Raw genomic sequence first — 18,261 nt, 5'->3', positions numbered from 1 at the left:
CATTTCACCGTTTCACGGAAACGGTGAAATGCTCTAGGGCGGCAGGCAGCTCCGCCTGACCGCTACCAGACCATCGGGATCAGTCTGTAGCGAACGCGCGCGGCGTAATCGTCATAGCCCCGCAGGCCGGTCCGCAAGGGCTTTTCCTCGATGAAGGTGCGGATGGCGAGCAGGACGATGAAGGCGGGGACCGATGCCAACCCCCACCAGGAACCAAGCAGCAGCGCCGTGCCGGCGAAATAGAGTATGGCGCCGGCATACATGGGGTGGCGGACATAGCCGTATGGACCGGTGGTGATCACCTTCTGCCCGCGCTCGTCCTGGATCTTCACGACAGGCGCCGCAAAGCTGTTTTCCAGCATCGTGAGATAGCAGATCCAGATGCCGACGAGCAGGACCAGCACGCCGACCACCTGCACCCATACGGGAGTTGCCGACCAGCGGAAGCGGAAGTCGAGCCCCATCAGGACCAGCCAGGCGAAAATGCCGATGAGCAATATGCTCAGCACGATCTTGTCGGCCGCGGTCTGGGTCTTCTGGATCGGCGGGCGGAGGCGCTCGTTCATCAGGCCTGGATCGCGCCGGGCGAGCGCCACGCCCATGGTCAGGCTCAGTCCGACCATCACGACTATGTACACCCAGGCTCCGGTCCAGTGCAGCGTGCCGGCCGACACGAACATCAGCGCGCCCATGATGCCGAACCATACGAATGTCTGGAAAACCAATCTCGAGACCATGACCAACCTTCCGTGACGTCCCCCGCCACTATTGGCCGCCCGCCGAGCCGTTCTGCGAAAATCCCAAAAGATCCTAACCGGCCCAGGGACCGGCGTAATCGGCATAGAGCTTCGCCGGATCGGGCCGTGGCCGCTCCGGCGCAGGCCCCTGATACGACCCGATATGGACGAAGCCGACGACGCGCTCCTGCGGCGACAGTCCGAGGATCGCCCTGCCCTCCGGAACGTCGGAATACCAGTTGCTGATCATGTTGGTGCCATAGCCCAGCGCGTTGGCCGCGATCATCAGGTTCATGGCCGCCATGCCGCCCGACAGGAACATCTCCCATTGGGGGATCTTCGGATTCTCCTTCGGCACCGACACGACGCCGATCACCAGAGGCGCGCGCGAGAAGCGCGCCAGTTCCTGGTTGCGCCGGCCTTCCGGCAATGGCCCCTCGCGCTGTTCGGCAAGCGCCGCCAGCTTCCGGCCGATCTCGACCCGCGCCTCGCCGCGATAGAGGATGAAACGCCAGGGCTCGAGCCTGCCATGGTCGGGCACGCGCGAGGCCGCCGCGATCATCATCGCGATCTCGGCATCGCTCGGCGCCGGCTCCTTGAGGTCGGGGATCGGCGCGGAATTGCGGGTGAGCAGGAAGTCGATGATCGGCGACGCCATGGGCGCAAGTCTCCTAAGCATTCAATAGCATTCAATTTTGAGCTGAAGCACGCCATCGGGAGGTCGGGCGGCTCGGGCGGTGGCGTTTTGCGCCGGATAAGAAGCTGCCGCGCCGGGGCGACGCGCTTCTAGAGTATGATGCCGAAAAGTGTGAAGCGGTTTTCGGACGACATCATGCTCTACTTCTTTGACTTAGAGCCGGATTCAGATTTCAGGTCAATTCGACCTGAAATCATCCGGCTCTAGGCCTTGAAATTGCCACCGCCTTGGGCTTCAACGCAAGCATGTTTGAGGGGTACCTGCGCCTTTTCGTGATCGCACTGGTCGCTGCGTTGTTCGCGGTGCCGGTTTCCTTCGCGCTCGCCCAGAACGCCAATGATGTCGGCAACATCAAACTTCCAGGCATTTCGAGCTATGCGACGCCAAAGACCGGGGCGCCGCTGGCGCTCGGCAATGGCGGCGCCATCACCCTGTCGGCGCAGTTGACCGACAAGGGCGCCGACATCACTCGCGGCATCGTCTGGCGGGTCTTCAAGCCGGAACCCGCCAGCGACGGCAAGCTGCCGATGGTGGCGTCCGCGCATGGCGGCACGGCCGTGTTCCAGCTCGACCCAGGCAGCTATCTCGTCCATGCCTCCTACGGACGCGCCGGCGCCACCAAGCGCATCACCGTCGGCAAGGAGGCCCGGCGCGAAAGCCTTGTGCTCGATGCCGGCGGCTTGAAGCTCGACGCGGTGACATCGGGCGGCGCGCCCATCCCGTCGAAGAAACTGCGCTTTTCGATCTATGAAGGCGCGGCCGCGGCCAATGGCGACCGGGCGCTGATCGCCCCCGACGTCGCGCCGAACACCGTGGTGCGGCTGAATGCCGGCACCTATCATGTGGTCTCCACCTATGGCGCGGTCAACGCCGTGATCCGCTCCGATATCCGCGTTGAGGCCGGCAAGCTGACGGAGGCGACCGTCGAGCACCGCGCCGCCGAGATGACGATGAAGCTGGTGCGTGAGCCCGGCGGCGAAGCCATCGCCGACACGTCCTGGTCGCTGCTCAACGAAAGCGGCGATCCGATCAAGGAAGCGGTCGGCGCCTTCGCCTCGATGGTGCTGGCCGAAGGCCAGTACACCATCATCGCCAAGAACCGCGACCGCATCTACCAGAAGGACTTCACGGTCGTTGCCGGCCAGAACCAGGAAATCGAGGTGGTGGCCAATGAGCAGTCCGCCATCGATCCGGAGGAAGGCGCGGACTGACCGGGTCCGGCTCTCAGTTGAAGTGGTAGTTCAGGCCGATGCGAACGGTCTGCTCGTGGAACTTGGCCGACACTTTGAAATCCACCGGAGCAGTCGCGGGAGCTGTAAAAGACCGACGCCCGAGATCAACATAGAGGTACTCGGCTTTGACGCTCCAGTTGGGCGCCAGCATCGTCTCGACGCCCGCTCCCAACGCCCAGCCCAACCGGGTGCTGTCGGACGAACTGTTTACGCAAATATCAACTTCGGAGCAGGGATTCTGCGCGGGTATGGAAGGCAAATTGACCGTGGTGAAGCCAATATTGGTCTTGCCGTAGGCCAAACCGCCAGTCGCGTAGACCAGCCATTGCGGATCGACGAGATAGCCGGCGCGGGCGCGCACGGTGCCATACCAGTCAACTTTCTTGCTGACGGTCGTATCTGTCTGGTCAAAAGACTGGGGGCTCCTTAGTTGCGTCTCCGAGCCCTTTATCCCCGACGCCTGAATATCCGCCTCGATGCCGACGACCCAGTTGGAAGGCAGCTGCCAGTTATAGCCAACCTGGCCCCCGCCAACGACGCCGCGCGCGGAGGGTGACATCGACGTTGGAAACGCACCGGCCTCGTTAAGAGCGTCTACAATCGCCTGAATGTCTTCGATAGGAAAATCAGGCGGTGCGTGTTCAGGCCCTGGTTTCAACAATAAACCCAAGTCGCCCGAATCCCAGCCATAGCCGATATTGGCGCCGATATAGGCGCCACTCCAAGAGGGGGCCGCATCGCCGGCCATTGCGGAGTTGATGCCAACTCCTGCGGCACCCAGGGCCAGTCCCGTCAATACAATAGTGTTGGCGATATTCATCGGCTCAGCTCCCACCCAGCCTTTGATAGCAAATCGCGCAACTTGTGACTGCGGCTATTGAGCCACAGTATGAATATCTATAAATTACTAAAGCAACAGCTAAAATAAGGCTATCAAGGGTGACTATGCCGCCAAGACGAAGCTTGTCCGTCAGGCGGCCTTGCGCATCCGCTTCGGCAGGAACGGCACACGTCCGCGTTGCGCAGCCGGGATCGCCAGGTCGAAGACCGCGCGGTAGAGTCGGTCGAGTAGCGCCTTGCGCTCGCGCAGCGGTTCGAGGTCGTTCCATCTCAGCACGTCGCCTACCCGCACCTCGATTGTCCTGCCTGACAGGCGGGCGAATTCGCGGATGAGCAGGGAAAGACGCAGCGTCAACGATGCCTTGCCGATGAACTTGGCCACGCGGTTGTCGCGCTCGGCCATGTTCATCGGACCGCTGACGAGGTGGAACAGACGCCCGTTCTGGCCGGAAAAGTGCATCGGGATGACCGAGGCCTTGGCCTCCTGAACCAACTTGGCCGGAAACATCTTCCATGGCAGATCGATGGCGCGGCCGAAGACCTTGGGCGCCGTGGCGACACCGCCAGCGGGGAAGATCACGATGGTGACACCGTCCTTCAACAGCCTCACGGCCTCATGGCGCACCGCCATATTGTTCTTCAGCGCTTCCTTTGTCTCGGAAAAATCGATCGGCAGCGAATAGGGCTCCATCTCGCGGATCCTGAGCAGGTCCTTATGGATCATGACCCGGAACGGACGGCCCAACTGCTCGACAAGCGAAAGCACGGCAATGCCGTCGCCGATGCCGAAGGGGTGGTTGGCGACGATGACCAGCGGCGTATCGGGCAGCGCCGCCGGCGGCCATTGCACGGCGTTGCGGACCTTGACGTCGATCAGCTCCAGCATGCGGGTGAACACGCGGTCGCCGGTGGGAACCACCTGGCGGCGCCAGAAGTCGTAGAGCACGGCAAAGCGGTCGCGACCCGACAGACCCTCGACGGAATGGATGAACCAGCGCGTCAGCACCGGTTGATGCGGGTTGGCGTAGGAGAGCTCGGGAAAACGTCTTTCCCGCAGTTTCAACTTGAGCATGGCGGCTCGTTACAAGGCTGGCGTGACAGGCATATGAAAATGGCGGTGGAGACGCCACCGCCATTCTAGGAAGTGCTGGTAGATCAGGCTGCGCGACGCTTGCGGTCGGGCGAGACCGCCTCGTTGGAAAGCTGCTTCACCGCTTCGTCGAGCTTCAGCGATTCCTGGTCACGGGAGCCCAGCCGGCGGACATTGACGGTTTCCTCTTCCGCTTCGCGCTTGCCGCAGACGAGGATGACCGGGACCTTGGCCAGGGAATGCTCGCGCACCTTGTAGTTGATCTTCTCGTTGCGCAGGTCGGCTTCGGCCAACAGCCCCGCCGCCTTCAGCCGTTCGACGACCTTGATGGCGTATTGGTCCGCATCCGAGGTGATCGTCGCCACCACCACCTGCAGCGGCGCGAACCACAGCGGGAAATGGCCGGAATAGTTCTCGATCAGGATGCCGAGGAACCGCTCCATCGAGCCGCAGACCGCGCGATGCACCATCACCGGCTGCTTCTTCTCCGAGTCCGAGCCGATATAGAAGGCGCCGAAGCGCTCCGGCAGGTTGAAGTCGACCTGCGTGGTGCCGCACTGCCATTCGCGACCGATGGCATCCTTCAGCACATATTCGAACTTCGGCCCGTAGAACGCGCCCTCGCCCGGATTGATCGAGGTCTTGATGCGGTTGCCGGAGCGCGCGCGGATCGTCTCCAGCACGTTGCTCATGATCGCCTCGGCATGGTCCCAGGCCTCGTCGGTGCCGACGCGCTTGTCCGGCCGGGTCGACAGCTTCACGCTGACCTCGTCGAAGCCGAAATCGGCATAGGTCGACAGGATCAGGTCGTTGATGCGCAGGCATTCGGCCGCGAGCTGCTCCTCGGTGCAGAAGATATGCGCGTCGTCCTGGGTGAAGCCGCGTACGCGCATCAGCCCGTGCAGCGCGCCCGACGGCTCGTAGCGATGCACATTGCCGAACTCCGCAAGCTTGACGGGCAGTTCGCGGTAGGACTTCAACCCGTGCTTGAAGATCTGCACGTGACCGGGACAGTTCATCGGCTTCAGCGCGAAGACGCGGTCGTCGTCGGTGTCGTCGCCGGCGACAGTCACCTTGAACATCGCATCGCGATACCAGCCCCAGTGGCCCGACGTCTCCCACAGGCTCTTGTCCAGCACCTGCGGCGCGTTGACCTCCTGATAGCCGTGCTCGTCGAGGCGGCGGCGCATGTAGTTGATCAGGTTCTGCACCATCTTCCAGCCCTTGGCGTGCCAGAAGACGACGCCCGGCCCCTCTTCCTGGAAATGGAACAGGTCCATCTCGCGGCCGAGCTTGCGATGATCGCGCTTCTCCGCCTCTTCCAGCAGCGTCTGGTAGGCCTCGAGCTGCGCTTGGTCGGCAAAGGCGGTGCCGTAGATGCGCGTCAGCATCGGATTGTTCGAATCACCGCGCCAATAGGCGCCTGCCACCTTCATCAGCTTGAAGGCATTGCCGATCTGCCCGGTCGAGGCCATGTGCGGACCGCGGCACAAGTCGAACCAGTCGCCCTGGGCATAGATCTTGAGGTCCTGGTCTTCCGGAATGGCGTCGATCAGCTCGAGCTTGTAGCGCTCGCCCTTGTCGGCGAAGACCTTCTTCGCCTTCTCGCGCGACCACACTTCCTTGGTGAACGGTTTGTTGCGCGCGATGATCTCGCGCATCTTCTTCTCGATCACCGGGAAATCGTCCGGCGTGAACGGCTCGTTGCGCGCGAAGTCGTAATAGAACCCGTTCTCGATCACCGGCCCGATCGTCACCTGCGTTCCCGGCCACAGCTCCTGCACGGCCTCTGCCAGCACATGCGCCGTGTCGTGGCGGATGAGTTCCAGCGCGCGCGGATCCTCGCGAGTGATAATCTCGACCTTGCCGGATGTGCCGAGCGGATCGGATAGATCGCGAACGGTGCCGTCGAGGCTATAGGCGACAGCCTTCTTGGCCAGCGACCTGGAGATCGATTCGGCAAGACCCGCGCCGGTCAGCGCCGCATCGTACTCGCGGACGGAACCATCGGGAAATGTCAGGGAAACGGAATTCGGCATCAGCGTTCTCCTATCCAGTCCCGCAAACGAGCGCGGGTGGTAAAATGCATGCCGCCGGATGCATTGCGGCAAGCAGAGGGTTAGCCGGAGGCGTCCGGCAGCGGCAGTCTTTTATGAGGAGTTTCCGCCGCCGTAAAGCCACAAGCCGTTCTATTTCATAGGCTGTTCTATTTGATAAGGCCGGGCAAATCCTTCAGGAATGCCGCCCGCGTCGCGAGGCCTTTCGGCTTATCGGTCCGTTTGGCATCGACGACCAGCCGGGCAAAGACGATGCGGCGGCCATTCTTCTCCGCCCAGCCGACGAACCAGCCGAGCGAGCGCTTGCCGTCCTGGCCGAGCCTGGTGCTGCCGGTCTTGCCTTGCACGGTCCAATCCCCTGCCGCGAAGGTCGGCAGGATCGCCCTGGTCATCTCATGCGCCTTCGCCGACGCCGGCATCTTGCCTGCGAGCAGTTGGCGCAGGAAAGCCGTCTGTTCGACCGGCGATATCTCGAGCGAGGAATTTATCCACGATTGCGTCAGCCCATTGTCCTTGCCCGCATCGCCCGAGACATCCTTGTTGCCATAGCCGAATTTCGACACGTAGAAGGAGAACTTCTCGGCGCCGAGACGCCGCGTGATCTCGCGCGAGTACCAGACGATGGAGTCGCGCTCCCAGATCGTCGGATCGACGGTCTTTTGGTCACGCTTCGCCGCCTTGAATTCCGGCTTGTAATCCCAGCTCGGCGTATGCCGATCGCTCAGGATGCCGGAATCGTAGCCGATCAGCGCAAGCGGCACCTTGAACGTCGAGGCCGGGCTGACGCGCTTGTCGCAGGCGCCGTCCTGGTAAAGCGTTTCGCCGCTCCGTGAATCCTGGATCAGCGTGCAGCGGATATCGTCAAGCGGCGCCGATTGCGCCCGCACCGGCAAGCCCAGCATCCATGCCAGAAGGAAGAGGACGATGGCGAAAATGAAGGGATAGCGGTCCATCTGGCGCATGGCGAAGTCACTCCGGAATGAGATTGCGGGAGCGGCTTAGCGAGGCGACTTGTCTCGATTTTGTCTCAAATTCGCAGTGTTTGTGCAGCTTCGCGTTAACCCTACCGGACGGTAAACAAAGCTTAGACGATGACAGGTCTGCGAACTGTCTTGCCCGGCTGCGGGTCGCCCTTCAAAACGCCTTTTGGCTGACCGGCAGGGCCGGCCGGATTTTCATTCACGGCTTTCGGCATATCGCGTGGCTGCGGCATCAGCCCGAGGAATTCAGGCCGCAGCCCATCGCCCCGCTTGGCGGCATGGGCGTGAATGGCTAGGAACAGCGACATCATGGGGAAACCTCGCATCTTGGAGGGCTCCAGTGTCGCTTCGGCCAGCGGGTGCCGCCACCCGTTTCCGGACAAGCCTCAGCTATTGGCTTCGCCGCGTTTCTTGCCGATCCGCCAGTAGCGCCAGGGCATGAACCAGACATAGCGCTGGGCAAGCGTCTCCGGCACGCGGTCGATGCCGTGCGTTCCGAACGGACCGCAGCGCAGGACCCGGAACAGGCCCATCCAGCCACCGGCCCAAAGGCCATGGCGAGCGATCGCCTCATGCGCATATTCGGAGCAGGTCGGCAGGTGCCGGCAGCTGTTGCCGACGAAGCCCGAGAGCGTCAGTTGATAGAGGCGCACGAGCGACGTGCCCAGGATGCGCCCAGGCGTCTTGCGCCATGGCCCCGGCCAGTTGCGCCCGCTCTGCACCGGCCGGACGCCATGGGTATGCCCGGAATGGTCGTCCATTTCTCCGCAGCCTGTTTCACTGCGCGATAGATGTGGGCTCCGGCGCTGAAACGCAATGCCCTCATGGCCTGGAGCTCCGGACCGGATGGCTGCCGGTCCACGGGCGATGGTGAGAGGGAAGATCGCGACAGTCATGATGGTGTCCGCCGCGCATGACTTCGCCGTGCCATTGGAAGGTCGCTATCCGTATCACGTCGCTGAAAATGGCCAGGAACTCGTTCATGGCAGGTCTCCTTTGAAACGGATTAGACTGCTGCTGGTCTTCCTGCTCAAACGAGTATAATTTCCGCTTTGAATAACTTGAGGTTATGCGAATGAAGCGAGGACGGCTGCCGCTGACGGCGCTCAGGAGTTTTGAGACGGCCGGCCGGCATTTGAGCTTCAGCCGGGCGGCCGAGGAGCTTTATGTCTCGCAGGCCGCGATCAGCCGTCAGATCCGCGAGCTCGAGACCTTCCTTGGGAGACCGCTGTTTCTGCGCCTCCATCGCCGCGTCGAACTGACCGATGCGGGACAAAGGCTGCTCGACCGATTGGTCAGAAGCTTCGACGACATCGACCGGGTGCTTTCGGAGCTCACGGCCTCACCGGCGCAAGCCGTCGTCCGTGTAAGCGTCGAACCGTCGCTTGCCGCCGTATGGCTGGTGCCGCGGCTCAATCGCTTCCGCCAATTACGGCCCGATATCGATGTGTCCCTCGAAGTCGATCCACGGCCGATCGAGTTCCGCAGCGATCAGCCCGAACTCGCCTTGCGTTTCAGCGCGCACGCCACGTCATGGCCGCGCAGCGAGGCCGAGCGCCTGGTCTCGACCGTCGATTCACCGGTTCTGTCGCCGGGGTTGTTGGCATCCGGCCCTCCCTTGGAGAAGCCGATCGACCTTCGCCATTACACGCTGCTGCATGAGGAAAACCGCCAGGGTTGGGCGCGCTGGTTCCAGGCAGCCGGCGTGCCCGCCGATGCGGTGCCCGCTCGTGGCCCTATGCTGGCCGACATCTCGCTTTCGAAACAGGCTGCGCTGCTCGGCCATGGCGTGGCGCTCGGCGATCTCCTCCAGGTCGGGGAAGAACTCGCGTCAGGCACTTTGATCAAGCCGTTCGGTATCGATGTCGCTTCCGGCGCCTACTGGCTGGTGGCCAGGAGCTTGGCGGATCTGCCGGAGCCCGCCAAGGCCTTCGCCGACTGGATCCGAAACGAATTCGCTGTGAACCGAAGAACTGCCTAAGTCCTATCCTTAGGCCGCCTGTCCGGCGCGCTTCTTCTCGATCTGGCCGATCGCATCGACCACCGCGTCGAAGGTCAGCATGGTCGAGGCATGGCGCGCCTTGTAGTCGCGCACCGGCTCCAGATATTTGAGGTCGGCGAAACGGCCTTCCGGCGGCGCGCCGTTCTCCTTGAGCATCTTCAGCATGGTTTCGCGTACAGCGCGCAATTCGTCGGCGCGGGCGCCGACCACATGCTGGGCCATGATAGACGACGAGGCCTGGCCGAGCGCGCAGGCCTTCACGTCATGGGCGAAATCGGTCACCACGTCGCCATCCATCTTGAGGTCGACGGTGACGGTCGAGCCACACAATTTGGAATGCGCCCTGGCTGTCGCGTCGGCATCGTCGAGCCGGCCGATCCGCCCTATGTTCCCGGCGAAACCGAGAATTTTCGCATTGTAGACGTCGTCGATCATATTTTTCCAATCCATCGCCGCCCAGCGAACAGGCTTTGCCGCTCTCGCGTCTTCCTTTCGCGCCGCCAGAACCATATATAATAATCGCAGTCGGGCATCGACAAGGCGACGACAAGCCGCTGTCCCTGCTCATATGTTCACGCCGCTTGCGGGATGGAAATGGGCGATTTTCCCCCAAAAGGTCGTGGTCCGTTCAACTCGTCCCACCTTTGAGTGGGACTACGGGAGACGCCTTTATGGATGCCGTCATCAAGAAAATCATGCCCCCGTCCGAATATCTGGACAAGCCTGTCACCGATCGTCCGAGCGAGGCCGAGGTCGAAGCCGCCGTGCGTACGCTTTTGCGTTGGACCGGCGACAATCCGGACCGCGAAGGCCTGATCGACACGCCAAAGCGTGTCACCAAAGCCTTCCGCGAAATGTTCAACGGCTATGACATGTGCCCGGCCGACGAGCTTGGCCGCACCTTCGAGGAAGTCGCCGGCTATGACGATCTCGTCATCGTCAGGGACATAAAGTTCCATTCGCATTGCGAGCACCATATGGTGCCGATCATCGGCAAGGCGCATGTCGGCTATCTGCCGGACGGCAAGGTCGTCGGCCTGTCGAAGATCGCGCGTGTCGTCGACATCTTCGCGCATCGCCTGCAGACCCAGGAGGCGATGACGGCGCAGATCGCCGGCGTCATCCAGGACGTTCTCAACCCGCGCGGCGTCGCCGTCATGCTCGAAGCCGAGCATATGTGCATGGCCATGCGCGGCATCCGCAAGCAGGGCTCGACCACGCTGACCTCGACCTTCACCGGCGTCTTCAAGGACACGCCCGAGGAGCAGGTCCGCTTCGTCACCATGGTGCGCGCCGGCTGATTTGCCGGCCCTCGCCGGCCCGAACATACAAGGACCGGCGATGTCGGCAGTCGAATTCCCAAAAGCTCCATCAGACAAGAAAGCGCTGGAGGAAGGCACCGTTCTTTCTCCGCGCTTCGATGCCGCGGGCCTCGTCACCGTCGTCGTCACCGATGCCGGCGACGGCATGCTCCTGATGGTCGCGCATATGAACGCCGAAGCGCTGGCGCTGACGCTCGAGACCGGGGTCGCCCACTACTGGTCGCGCTCACGCAACGCGCTGTGGAAGAAGGGCGAGACCTCGGGCAATTTCCAGCACGTCGTCGAGATGCGCACGGATTGTGACCAGGACGCGATATGGTTGCGCGTCAAAGTGTTGGGCCACGACGCAACCTGTCACACCGGCAGACGTTCCTGCTTTTATCGGACGGTGGGGCTGAACGACGGCAAGACGACGCTTGTCGACGACGGCAGCAGACCGCTGTTCGATGCGGACCATACGTATCGGAAGCCGGTGTGAACCATTCAATATTCACAAACCACTCATATTCACTATTCTCAAATATCCTTGCGGTAGAAGGGATATGGGACAAGGGAGATCGTGATGCTCGAATGGGCGTCATTGCGCAGCAGACCTGACGTTCGGGAGGCCAACGGCCCCGCATCGTCCGGCGGCGCGTCTGACCCGAAGCCAGACAGGAAAGCCGGTATCTCGCTGGCGCTCGGCGGCGGATGCGCCCGCGGCTGGGCCCATATCGGCGTGCTGCGCGCGCTTGACGAGGCCGGCATCGAAGTATCGATGATCGCCGGCACCTCGATCGGCGCGCTGGTAGGCGGCTGCTACCTTGCCGGCAAGCTCGACGAACTGGAAGAATTCGCCAGAAGCCTGACCAAGCGGCGCATTTTCGGCCTTCTCGATCTCAATCTTCGCGGCAGCGGCCTGTTCGGCGGCATGAGGCTCGATCAGCGCCTGCGCGAGCACCTCGACGGCGCCCGTTTCGAGGATCTGGCGAAGCCCTTCGTCGCCGTCGCGTCTGAAATCCGCACCGGCCATGAGATATGGCTGTCGAGCGGCTCGCTCGTCACTGCCATGCGCGCCTCCTATGCGCTGCCGGGCGTCTTCGAGCCGGTGGCCTGCAACGGCCGCATGCTGGTCGACGGCGCGCTGGTCAATCCGGTGCCGGTCTCGGTCTGCCGCGCCTATGAGCAGCCGCTCGTCGTGGCCGTCAACCTGCATTACGACCTGTTCGGCCGCGCCGCCGTCATCAAGCACAGCGCCGGCGAACTGCTCGTCGAGAACGACGCGCCGCGCCCCGGCCAGGTCAATCCCCAATCACACCAGACCCGCCTTGGTATCACCGGCGTCATGGTCGAGGCCTTCAACATCATCCAGGACCGGATTTCGCGCGCCAGGCTCGCCGGCGATCCGCCGGACATGTCGCTGCAGCCCAAGCTCAGCCATATCGGCCTGACGGAATTCCATCGCGCCGACGAGGCGATCAGCCTCGGCTACCAGGCGACGAAGTCCCAGATCAACGAACTGACCCGGCTGGAGACCGTTCTGGTCTGAATTCCCCCTATTGCGTCGTTAATGCATGTCGCGCAAAAGTGTGCAGCGGTTTTGCGACAACGACATGCATCAAGCAACGACCTAAAGCGCGTCGCCTGAATCCGCTTCAGCGCGACGCGCTTTAAGCCAGCGCCGCATCGCTGATGCGAAACTGCACCGTGCGGTTGCCGTTCCAGTAATTGCCCGAGAGCGAACCGGCGATATGCACGGTCCTGCCCCTGTTTTTGAACAGGAATTCACCGAGCGCGGTGTCGACGGCACGGAACGCCATGGCCTGGATTTTGCCGCCGCTTTGCGACTGCAGGTCAACGCGGATGTGGTTGGTGCCGATCGCGCGCGCGTCGGCCAGCCGATGGCGAGGCAGCACGAACACCGGTGCGATGTGTCCGGCGCCGAACGGCCCGGCTTTCTCCAGCGCGTCGAGCAGCGCGATGGTGGCGCCCTCGGCGGCCAAGGCGCCATCGATCGCCAGACTCTCCTCGTTCTGCAGCCGGAACACGTCGGCCGCGGCGCGCTCCTCGAAGAAGGCGCGCAGTTCGCCTAGCTTGGCGCGCTCGACGGTGATGCCCGCCGCCATTGCGTGGCCGCCGCCCTTGACGATCAGCCCGGCCTCGGCCGCCTCGCGGACCAGCCGGCCGAGATCGAAGCCGGTCACCGAACGGCCGGAGCCCGTGCCGATGCCGGTCGAATTGAACGCGATGGCAAAGGCAGGCCGGCGCGCATAATCCTTGAGCCGCGAAGCAATCAGCCCGACGATCCCCGGATGCCAGGTGTTGCTGGCGGTGACGATGACCGCCGGGCCGTTGCCGCCGGCAAGCTCCGCATCGGCCTCGGCGCGCGCCTGCGCCAGCATCTCCTGCTCCATCTGCTGCCGTTCCTGGTTCAGCCGGTCCAGCGTCTCGGCAATCCCTGTCGCCTCGACGGGATCGCCGGTGGCCAAAAGCCGGCTGCCGAGCGCGGCATCGCCGATGCGGCCGCCGGCATTGATGCGCGGGCCGATCAGGAAGGACAGATGGAAAGTGTTGATCGGCTCGCCGATGCGTGAAACCCGCGCCAGCGCCGCCAGCCCCTCGTTCTTCTGCTGGCGCGCCACCTGCAGCCCCTTGACCACGAAGGCCCGGTTGACCCCGGTGAGCGGCACCACGTCGCAGACCGTCGCCAGCGCCACCAGGTCGAGCATTGAAAGCAGATCGACCGGCGCGGCGTCCGGCAGCCTCGCGCGCAGCACCTTCGCCGTCTGGACAAGACACAGGAAGACGACGCCTGCGGCGCACAGATGCCCCTGCCCCGACAGGTCGTCCTCGCGATTGGGGTTGACCACGGCTTCCGCGGCCGGCAGCGGGCCGCCGACCTGGTGATGGTCGAGCACCACGACATCGGCGCCGGCCTCTCTGGCCGCGTCGATCGAGGTCGCGCTGTTGGTGCCGCAGTCGACGGTGACGATCAGCTTCGCGCCGCGCGAGATCAGCTCCCGCATCGCTTCCGGATTGGGTCCGTAGCCTTCGAAGATGCGGTCCGGGATGTAGATTTCCGACGGCACTGAAAAATGCGTGAGAAAGCGCTTGATGAGCGCCGACGATGCCGCGCCGTCGACGTCATAGTCGCCGAAGATCGCCACTTTCTCGCGGGCGACGATCGCACCGGCCAGCCTCGCCGCCGCTTTCTCCATATCGGTCAGCGATGCCGGGTTCGGCAGAAGCTCGCGAATGGTCGGATCGAGGAAACGCTCGGTCTGCTCCACGCTGACGCCGCGCCCGGCAAGCACCCGCGCCACGATGTCGGGCACGCCACGGCCTTGCGCGATCGCGAGCGCGGCCATGTCCTGCCGCTCGGTCAGCCGGTGTTCCCAGGAAACACCGGTCGCCGACTGCCTGACATCGAGGAAGAACCGTTTCTCGCCGGTCATGCGACGCGCCGTCTGCACATTATTGCTGCGCAGATATCAACATGCGACGTCCAGAGCAATTGCGGGGAAGCCAGCAACCCGGGGAAAGGTGTGGAACGTTTTCCCCGAATTGCGGCAAAAGCGCTCGGGCTAAGCGAGATCAGAACTTATCCAGATCCTGGTGCCTGGCCTTGATCTCGCGCACCGTGCGCGAGGACGAGCGCAGCACGATGGTGTGGGTGGTGATGAAGGTGCGGCCGAACTTCACCCCGTCGAGCAAATTGCCGTCGGTGACGCCGGTCGCCGCGAACAGCACGTCGCCGCGCGCCATGTCCTGGGCGCGGTAGATCCGCTTCGGGTCGGAAATGCCCATCTTCTGCGCCCGCGCCACCTTCTCCGGCGTATCGAGGATCAGCCGGCCCTGCATCTGTCCGCCGGTGCAGCGAAGTGCGGCCGCCGCCAGCACGCCTTCCGGCGCGCCCCCGGTGCCGAGATAGATGTCGATGCCGGTCTCGTCCGGATCGGTGGTGTGGATGACGCCGGCGACATCGCCGTCGCCGATCAGCCGGATCGCCGCACCCGTGGCGCGCACGGCGTCGATCAGCTTGGCGTGACGCGGCCGGTCGAGGATGCAGGCGGTGACGTCGGAAACGGCCACGCCCTTGGCCCTGGCCAGATTGGCGAGGTTCTCAGCTGGCGAGGCGTCGATGTCGATCAGGCCTTCGGGATAGCCGGGACCGATGGCGATCTTGTCCATGTAGACGTCCGGCGCGAACAGCAGGCTGCCCTTCTCGGCAATGGCGATGACGGCCAGCGCGTTGGGTAGGTTCTTGGCGCAGATCGTCGTGCCCTCGAGCGGATCGAGCGCAATGTCGACGGCCGGGCCTTTGCCGCTGCCGACCTCCTCGCCGATATAGAGCATCGGCGCCTCGTCGCGCTCGCCTTCGCCGATCACCACCGTGCCCTTGATGGCCAGCCGGTTGAGCTCCTGGCGCATGGCGTCGACCGCCACCTGGTCGGCTGCCTTCTCGTCACCGCGCCCGCGCAGCCTTGCCGCCGCGACCGCCGCCCGCTCGGTGACGCGCACGACTTCCATGGTAAGGATCCGGTCGAGACCAGCGGCGATGTTCTGGGCTATATTCATGAACAGGCATTCCTCGTGAAACTCAGCCTCCCGCCAGAGGCGCGCTTCTTCTGGCAAAGCTCCATGACAACGGCAAGACTTGCCCCGTCAATTTTTGAAACGACAGCAAAATCAATCGATTGAAGACGGAATCGGACTTGGCTATTCCGCCCGCTCGATGCGGATCACCTGCGGCTTGTCGGTCAGATGACCGTCTTTGGTGATGCCTTCCACGGCCTTGCGCACCGCCGCTTCCGTCGTCTCGTGCGTAACGAGGATGACGGTCTTCTGCGCCTGCGTTTCCGGGCCGGCCGCCTGCTGGACGATCGATTCCAGCGAGATGTCGTTGTCGGCCATGCGTTTGGCGATGGCCGCGAAGACGCCGGTGCGGTCATGCACGGTCAGCCGGATGAAATAGCCGCCGGCATGGCTGCGCATCCGCGCCTTCTTGTAGGGCTTCAGTTCCTTCGCCGGCCAGCCGAAGACCGGGCCGTGCTGGAAGCCCGGCCGGCTCTTGGCGATGTCGGCGATGTCGCCGACGACCGCCGAAGCGGTGGCATTGCCGCCCGCGCCCGGACCCGAGAGCAGGAGCTCGCCCAGGATGTCGGTCTCGATCGCCACCGCGTTGGTGACGCCATGCACCTGCGCGATGACCGAAGCCGTCGGCACCATGGTCGGGTGCACGCGCTGTTCGATGCCGCTGTCGGTGCGCTGCGCGACGCCGAGCAGCTTGATGCGGTAGCCGAGATCGCCCGCCGCGCGGATGTCGGCCTGGGTGATGTTGGAGATGCCTTCCATATAGATGTCGCCGGCGGCGATCCTGGTGCCGAAGGCAAGGCTGGTCAGGATCGACAATTTGTGCGCCGTGTCATGGCCTTCGATATCGAAGGTCGGATCGGCTTCGGCATAGCCGAGCCGCTGCGCGTCCTTCAGGCAGGCGTCGAAGGCGATGCCTTCGGCTTCCATGCGGGTCAGGATGTAGTTGCAGGTGCCGTTGAGGATGCCGAAGACACGGGTCACCGCGTTGCCCGCCATCGCCTCTCGCATCGTCTTGATGACCGGGATGCCGCCGGCCACCGCCGCCTCGTAGTTGAGCAGCACGCCCTTCTTCTCGGCGACCTCGGCAAGCGCCACGCCATGCTTGGCAAGCAGCGCCTTGTTGGCGGTCACGACATGGCGCCCGGCCTCGAGCCCCGCCTTCACCGACAGCCGCGCCGGCCCCTCGTCGCCGCCGATCAGTTCGACGAAGACGTCGATATCGGCCCGCTCGGCCATCTTGACCGGATCGTCGAACCATTTCGCGGCGCTCAGATCGATGCCGCGGTCGCGTTTCGGATCGCGGGCCGAAACGGCGGTCACGACGATGTCGCGACCGCACTGCCGGGCAAGCTCGGCCGCCTTGTCGCGCAGCACGCGTGCCACCGAGGCGCCTACCGTGCCGAGGCCGGCAATTCCAACGCGCAACGCTTCAGCCATGTCCGGCGACGCCCCTCAAACTTGCAAAAAATGTCAGGTGCAAAAAATGTCAGGCGACTCAACGATGAGCGGCTAAAGGCACCACATTGTTGGGCTGCTTGGCGGTGGTCGCGAGGAACTTCTTGATGTTGCGAGCGGCCTGGCGGATCCGGTGCTCGTTCTCGACCAGCGCCACGCGCACATAGTCGTCGCCATGCTCGCCGAAGCCGACACCCGGCGCCACCGCGACATCCGCATGCTCGATGAGCAGCTTGGAGAATTCGAGCGAGCCGAGATGGCGGAACGGCTCCGGGATCGGCGCCCAGGCGAACATCGAGGCCGCGGGCGCGGGAATGGTCCAGCCGGCGCGGCCGAAGGAATCGACCATCACGTCGCGCCGCTTGTGGTAGACCTCGCGCACCTCCTCGATGTCGGCGCCGTCGCCGTTCAGCGCATGCGCCGCCGCAACCTGGATCGGTGTGAACGCGCCATAGTCGAGATAGGACTTCACCCGTGTCAGCGCCGAAATCAGCCGCTCGTTGCCGACCGCGAAACCCATGCGCCACCCAGGCATGGAAAAGGTCTTCGACATCGAGGTGAACTCGACGCAGACATCCATCGCGCCCGGCACCTGCAGCACCGACGGCGGCGGATTACCGTCGAAATAGATTTCCGAATAGGCGAGATCCGACAAGATGATGATGTCGTTCTTCTTCGCGAAGGCGACCACGTCCTTGTAGAAGTCGAGCGAGGCGACAAGCGCCGTCGGGTTCGACGGATAGTTGAGGATCAGCGCCAGCGGCTTCGGGATCGAATGGCGGATGCCGCGCTCGACCGCCGGGATGAAGCCGTCATCGGGCTCGACCTGCAGCGAGCGGATCACCCCGCCCGACATGATGAAGCCGAAGGCATGGATCGGATAGGTCGGATTGGGGCACAGGATGACGTCGCCGGGCGCGGTGATCGCCTGTGCCATGTTGGCGAAGCCCTCTTTCGAGCCGAGCGTCGCCACCACCTGCGTGTCGGGGTTGAGCTTCACGCCGAAGCGGCGCTGATAATAACTCGCCTGGGCGCGGCGCAGGCCGGGAATGCCGCGCGACGACGAATAGCGATGCGTGCGCGGGTCGCGCACCACTTCGCACAATTTGTCGACGATGGCTTTCGGCGTCGGCAGATCCGGATTGCCCATGCCAAGGTCGATGATGTCGGCGCCGCGCGAACGGGCGCTGGCCTTCAGCCGATTGACCTGCTCGAACACGTAGGGCGGAAGCCGGCGTACCTTGTGAAATTCTTCCATTTCAGTTCCAGACGAT

At 63.6% G+C, this 18,261-nt stretch carries 18 protein-coding genes; 5 read left to right on the top strand and 13 right to left on the bottom strand.

Annotation, left to right across the window (positions count from 1 at the left end):
- Positions 1–62: 62 nt before the first annotated feature.
- Both FJW07_RS22985 and FJW07_RS22980 read right to left on the bottom strand, forming a co-directional pair.
- Positions 63–737 carry an isoprenylcysteine carboxylmethyltransferase family protein gene (locus FJW07_RS22985; protein ID WP_140858883.1) on the bottom strand — a complete coding sequence of 225 codons (675 nt, stop codon included), beginning with the start codon at positions 735–737 and terminating at the stop codon, positions 63–65.
- Between the two features lie 73 nt (positions 738–810).
- Complete coding sequence (locus FJW07_RS22980) at positions 811–1,395, bottom strand: nitroreductase (protein WP_140858882.1); 585 nt, start codon at positions 1,393–1,395, stop codon at positions 811–813.
- Between the two features lie 284 nt (positions 1,396–1,679).
- On the opposite strand from FJW07_RS22980, the gene FJW07_RS22975 reads away from it, so the two are divergent.
- A complete protein-coding gene (locus tag FJW07_RS22975; protein WP_140647839.1) occupies positions 1,680–2,645 on the top strand; it encodes a hypothetical protein in 966 nt (321 codons plus the stop codon).
- Positions 2,646–2,658: 13 nt separating this feature from the next.
- Here the strand turns inward: FJW07_RS22975 and FJW07_RS22970 are convergent, their stop codons facing one another.
- The 6 genes from FJW07_RS22970 to yidD form a co-directional block, all read right to left on the bottom strand.
- A complete protein-coding gene (locus FJW07_RS22970; RefSeq protein ID WP_140858881.1) occupies positions 2,659–3,486 on the bottom strand; it encodes an outer membrane protein in 828 nt (275 codons plus the stop codon).
- Between the two features lie 150 nt (positions 3,487–3,636).
- Positions 3,637–4,578 carry a GNAT family N-acetyltransferase gene (locus FJW07_RS22965; RefSeq protein ID WP_140858880.1) on the bottom strand — a complete coding sequence of 314 codons (942 nt, stop codon included), beginning with the start codon at positions 4,576–4,578 and terminating at the stop codon, positions 3,637–3,639.
- Between the two features lie 83 nt (positions 4,579–4,661).
- The gene (gene thrS / locus FJW07_RS22960; RefSeq protein ID WP_140858879.1) at positions 4,662–6,635 is read right to left on the bottom strand and encodes a threonine--tRNA ligase; all 1,974 of its coding nucleotides are present in this window, start codon (positions 6,633–6,635) and stop codon (positions 4,662–4,664) included.
- Between the two features lie 167 nt (positions 6,636–6,802).
- Positions 6,803–7,615 carry a class D beta-lactamase gene (blaOXA, locus tag FJW07_RS22955; protein ID WP_140858878.1) on the bottom strand — a complete coding sequence of 271 codons (813 nt, stop codon included), beginning with the start codon at positions 7,613–7,615 and terminating at the stop codon, positions 6,803–6,805.
- Positions 7,616–7,737: 122 nt separating this feature from the next.
- Complete coding sequence (locus FJW07_RS22950) at positions 7,738–7,944, bottom strand: hypothetical protein (protein ID WP_140858877.1); 207 nt, start codon at positions 7,942–7,944, stop codon at positions 7,738–7,740.
- Between the two features lie 75 nt (positions 7,945–8,019).
- Positions 8,020–8,394, bottom strand: a complete 375-nt coding sequence (yidD, locus tag FJW07_RS22945; RefSeq protein ID WP_140858876.1) for a membrane protein insertion efficiency factor YidD — start codon at positions 8,392–8,394, stop codon at positions 8,020–8,022.
- A gap of 314 nt (positions 8,395–8,708) precedes the next feature.
- Here yidD and FJW07_RS22940 point away from each other — a divergent pair, with 314 nt between their 5' ends.
- Positions 8,709–9,614: a LysR substrate-binding domain-containing protein gene (locus tag FJW07_RS22940; protein WP_140858875.1), complete on the top strand. Its 906-nt coding sequence runs from the start codon at positions 8,709–8,711 to the stop codon at positions 9,612–9,614.
- Positions 9,615–9,623: 9 nt separating this feature from the next.
- On the opposite strand, the gene FJW07_RS22935 is transcribed toward FJW07_RS22940, so the two are convergent.
- Positions 9,624–10,070: an iron-sulfur cluster assembly scaffold protein gene (locus tag FJW07_RS22935; protein WP_095815273.1), complete on the bottom strand. Its 447-nt coding sequence runs from the start codon at positions 10,068–10,070 to the stop codon at positions 9,624–9,626.
- Positions 10,071–10,306: 236 nt separating this feature from the next.
- Here FJW07_RS22935 and folE point away from each other — a divergent pair, with 236 nt between their 5' ends.
- The 3 genes from folE to FJW07_RS22920 all read left to right on the top strand — a co-directional run bounded on the left by folE (position 10,307) and on the right by FJW07_RS22920 (position 12,485).
- Positions 10,307–10,936 (top strand): GTP cyclohydrolase I FolE, encoded by a 630-nt coding sequence (gene folE / locus FJW07_RS22930; protein ID WP_140648134.1) that lies wholly within the window; start codon positions 10,307–10,309, stop codon positions 10,934–10,936.
- Positions 10,937–10,976: 40 nt separating this feature from the next.
- Complete coding sequence (hisI, locus tag FJW07_RS22925) at positions 10,977–11,435, top strand: phosphoribosyl-AMP cyclohydrolase (protein ID WP_140707981.1); 459 nt, start codon at positions 10,977–10,979, stop codon at positions 11,433–11,435.
- An 84-nt stretch (positions 11,436–11,519) separates the two neighbouring features.
- The gene (locus FJW07_RS22920; RefSeq protein WP_140858874.1) at positions 11,520–12,485 is read left to right on the top strand and encodes a patatin family protein; all 966 of its coding nucleotides are present in this window, start codon (positions 11,520–11,522) and stop codon (positions 12,483–12,485) included.
- 121 nt (positions 12,486–12,606) lie between these two features.
- On the opposite strand, the gene recJ is transcribed toward FJW07_RS22920, so the two are convergent.
- The 4 genes from recJ to FJW07_RS22900 all read right to left on the bottom strand — a co-directional run bounded on the left by recJ (position 12,607) and on the right by FJW07_RS22900 (position 18,245).
- A complete protein-coding gene (gene recJ, locus FJW07_RS22915; protein ID WP_140858873.1) occupies positions 12,607–14,391 on the bottom strand; it encodes a single-stranded-DNA-specific exonuclease RecJ in 1,785 nt (594 codons plus the stop codon).
- Positions 14,392–14,530: 139 nt separating this feature from the next.
- Positions 14,531–15,514 (bottom strand): class II fructose-bisphosphatase, encoded by a 984-nt coding sequence (glpX, locus tag FJW07_RS22910; RefSeq protein ID WP_140858872.1) that lies wholly within the window; start codon positions 15,512–15,514, stop codon positions 14,531–14,533.
- Positions 15,515–15,655: 141 nt separating this feature from the next.
- Positions 15,656–16,969, bottom strand: coding sequence for a homoserine dehydrogenase (locus tag FJW07_RS22905; RefSeq protein WP_140652387.1), 1,314 nt, complete (start codon positions 16,967–16,969; stop codon positions 15,656–15,658).
- Between the two features lie 58 nt (positions 16,970–17,027).
- Positions 17,028–18,245: an LL-diaminopimelate aminotransferase gene (locus tag FJW07_RS22900; protein ID WP_140783877.1), complete on the bottom strand. Its 1,218-nt coding sequence runs from the start codon at positions 18,243–18,245 to the stop codon at positions 17,028–17,030.
- Between the last annotated feature and the right edge of the window lie 16 nt (positions 18,246–18,261).

It is taken from the genome of Mesorhizobium sp. B3-1-9 (assembly GCF_006439595.1).
GTDB lineage: Bacteria > Pseudomonadota > Alphaproteobacteria > Rhizobiales > Rhizobiaceae > Mesorhizobium.
This window is presented reverse-complemented; position numbering and strand designations above follow the sequence as displayed.

Bases quoted from the DNA above. Each gene is read 5' to 3' on its own strand.
- FJW07_RS22985 (WP_140858883.1), bottom strand. From the start codon at position 737: ATGGTCTCGAGATTGGTTTTCCAGACATTCGTATGGTTCGGCATCATG.
- FJW07_RS22980 (WP_140858882.1), bottom strand. From the start codon at position 1,395: ATGGCGTCGCCGATCATCGACTTCCTGCTCACCCGCAATTCCGCGCCG.
- FJW07_RS22975 (WP_140647839.1), top strand. From the start codon at position 1,680: ATGTTTGAGGGGTACCTGCGCCTTTTCGTGATCGCACTGGTCGCTGCG.
- FJW07_RS22970 (WP_140858881.1), bottom strand. From the start codon at position 3,486: ATGAATATCGCCAACACTATTGTATTGACGGGACTGGCCCTGGGTGCC.
- FJW07_RS22965 (WP_140858880.1), bottom strand. From the start codon at position 4,578: ATGCTCAAGTTGAAACTGCGGGAAAGACGTTTTCCCGAGCTCTCCTAC.
- thrS (WP_140858879.1), bottom strand. From the start codon at position 6,635: ATGCCGAATTCCGTTTCCCTGACATTTCCCGATGGTTCCGTCCGCGAG.
- blaOXA (WP_140858878.1), bottom strand. From the start codon at position 7,615: ATGCGCCAGATGGACCGCTATCCCTTCATTTTCGCCATCGTCCTCTTC.
- FJW07_RS22950 (WP_140858877.1), bottom strand. From the start codon at position 7,944: ATGATGTCGCTGTTCCTAGCCATTCACGCCCATGCCGCCAAGCGGGGC.
- yidD (WP_140858876.1), bottom strand. From the start codon at position 8,394: ATGGACGACCATTCCGGGCATACCCATGGCGTCCGGCCGGTGCAGAGC.
- FJW07_RS22940 (WP_140858875.1), top strand. From the start codon at position 8,709: ATGAAGCGAGGACGGCTGCCGCTGACGGCGCTCAGGAGTTTTGAGACG.
- FJW07_RS22935 (WP_095815273.1), bottom strand. From the start codon at position 10,070: ATGATCGACGACGTCTACAATGCGAAAATTCTCGGTTTCGCCGGGAAC.
- folE (WP_140648134.1), top strand. From the start codon at position 10,307: ATGGATGCCGTCATCAAGAAAATCATGCCCCCGTCCGAATATCTGGAC.
- hisI (WP_140707981.1), top strand. From the start codon at position 10,977: ATGTCGGCAGTCGAATTCCCAAAAGCTCCATCAGACAAGAAAGCGCTG.
- FJW07_RS22920 (WP_140858874.1), top strand. From the start codon at position 11,520: ATGCTCGAATGGGCGTCATTGCGCAGCAGACCTGACGTTCGGGAGGCC.
- recJ (WP_140858873.1), bottom strand. From the start codon at position 14,391: ATGACCGGCGAGAAACGGTTCTTCCTCGATGTCAGGCAGTCGGCGACC.
- glpX (WP_140858872.1), bottom strand. From the start codon at position 15,514: ATGAATATAGCCCAGAACATCGCCGCTGGTCTCGACCGGATCCTTACC.
- FJW07_RS22905 (WP_140652387.1), bottom strand. From the start codon at position 16,969: ATGGCTGAAGCGTTGCGCGTTGGAATTGCCGGCCTCGGCACGGTAGGC.
- FJW07_RS22900 (WP_140783877.1), bottom strand. From the start codon at position 18,245: ATGGAAGAATTTCACAAGGTACGCCGGCTTCCGCCCTACGTGTTCGAG.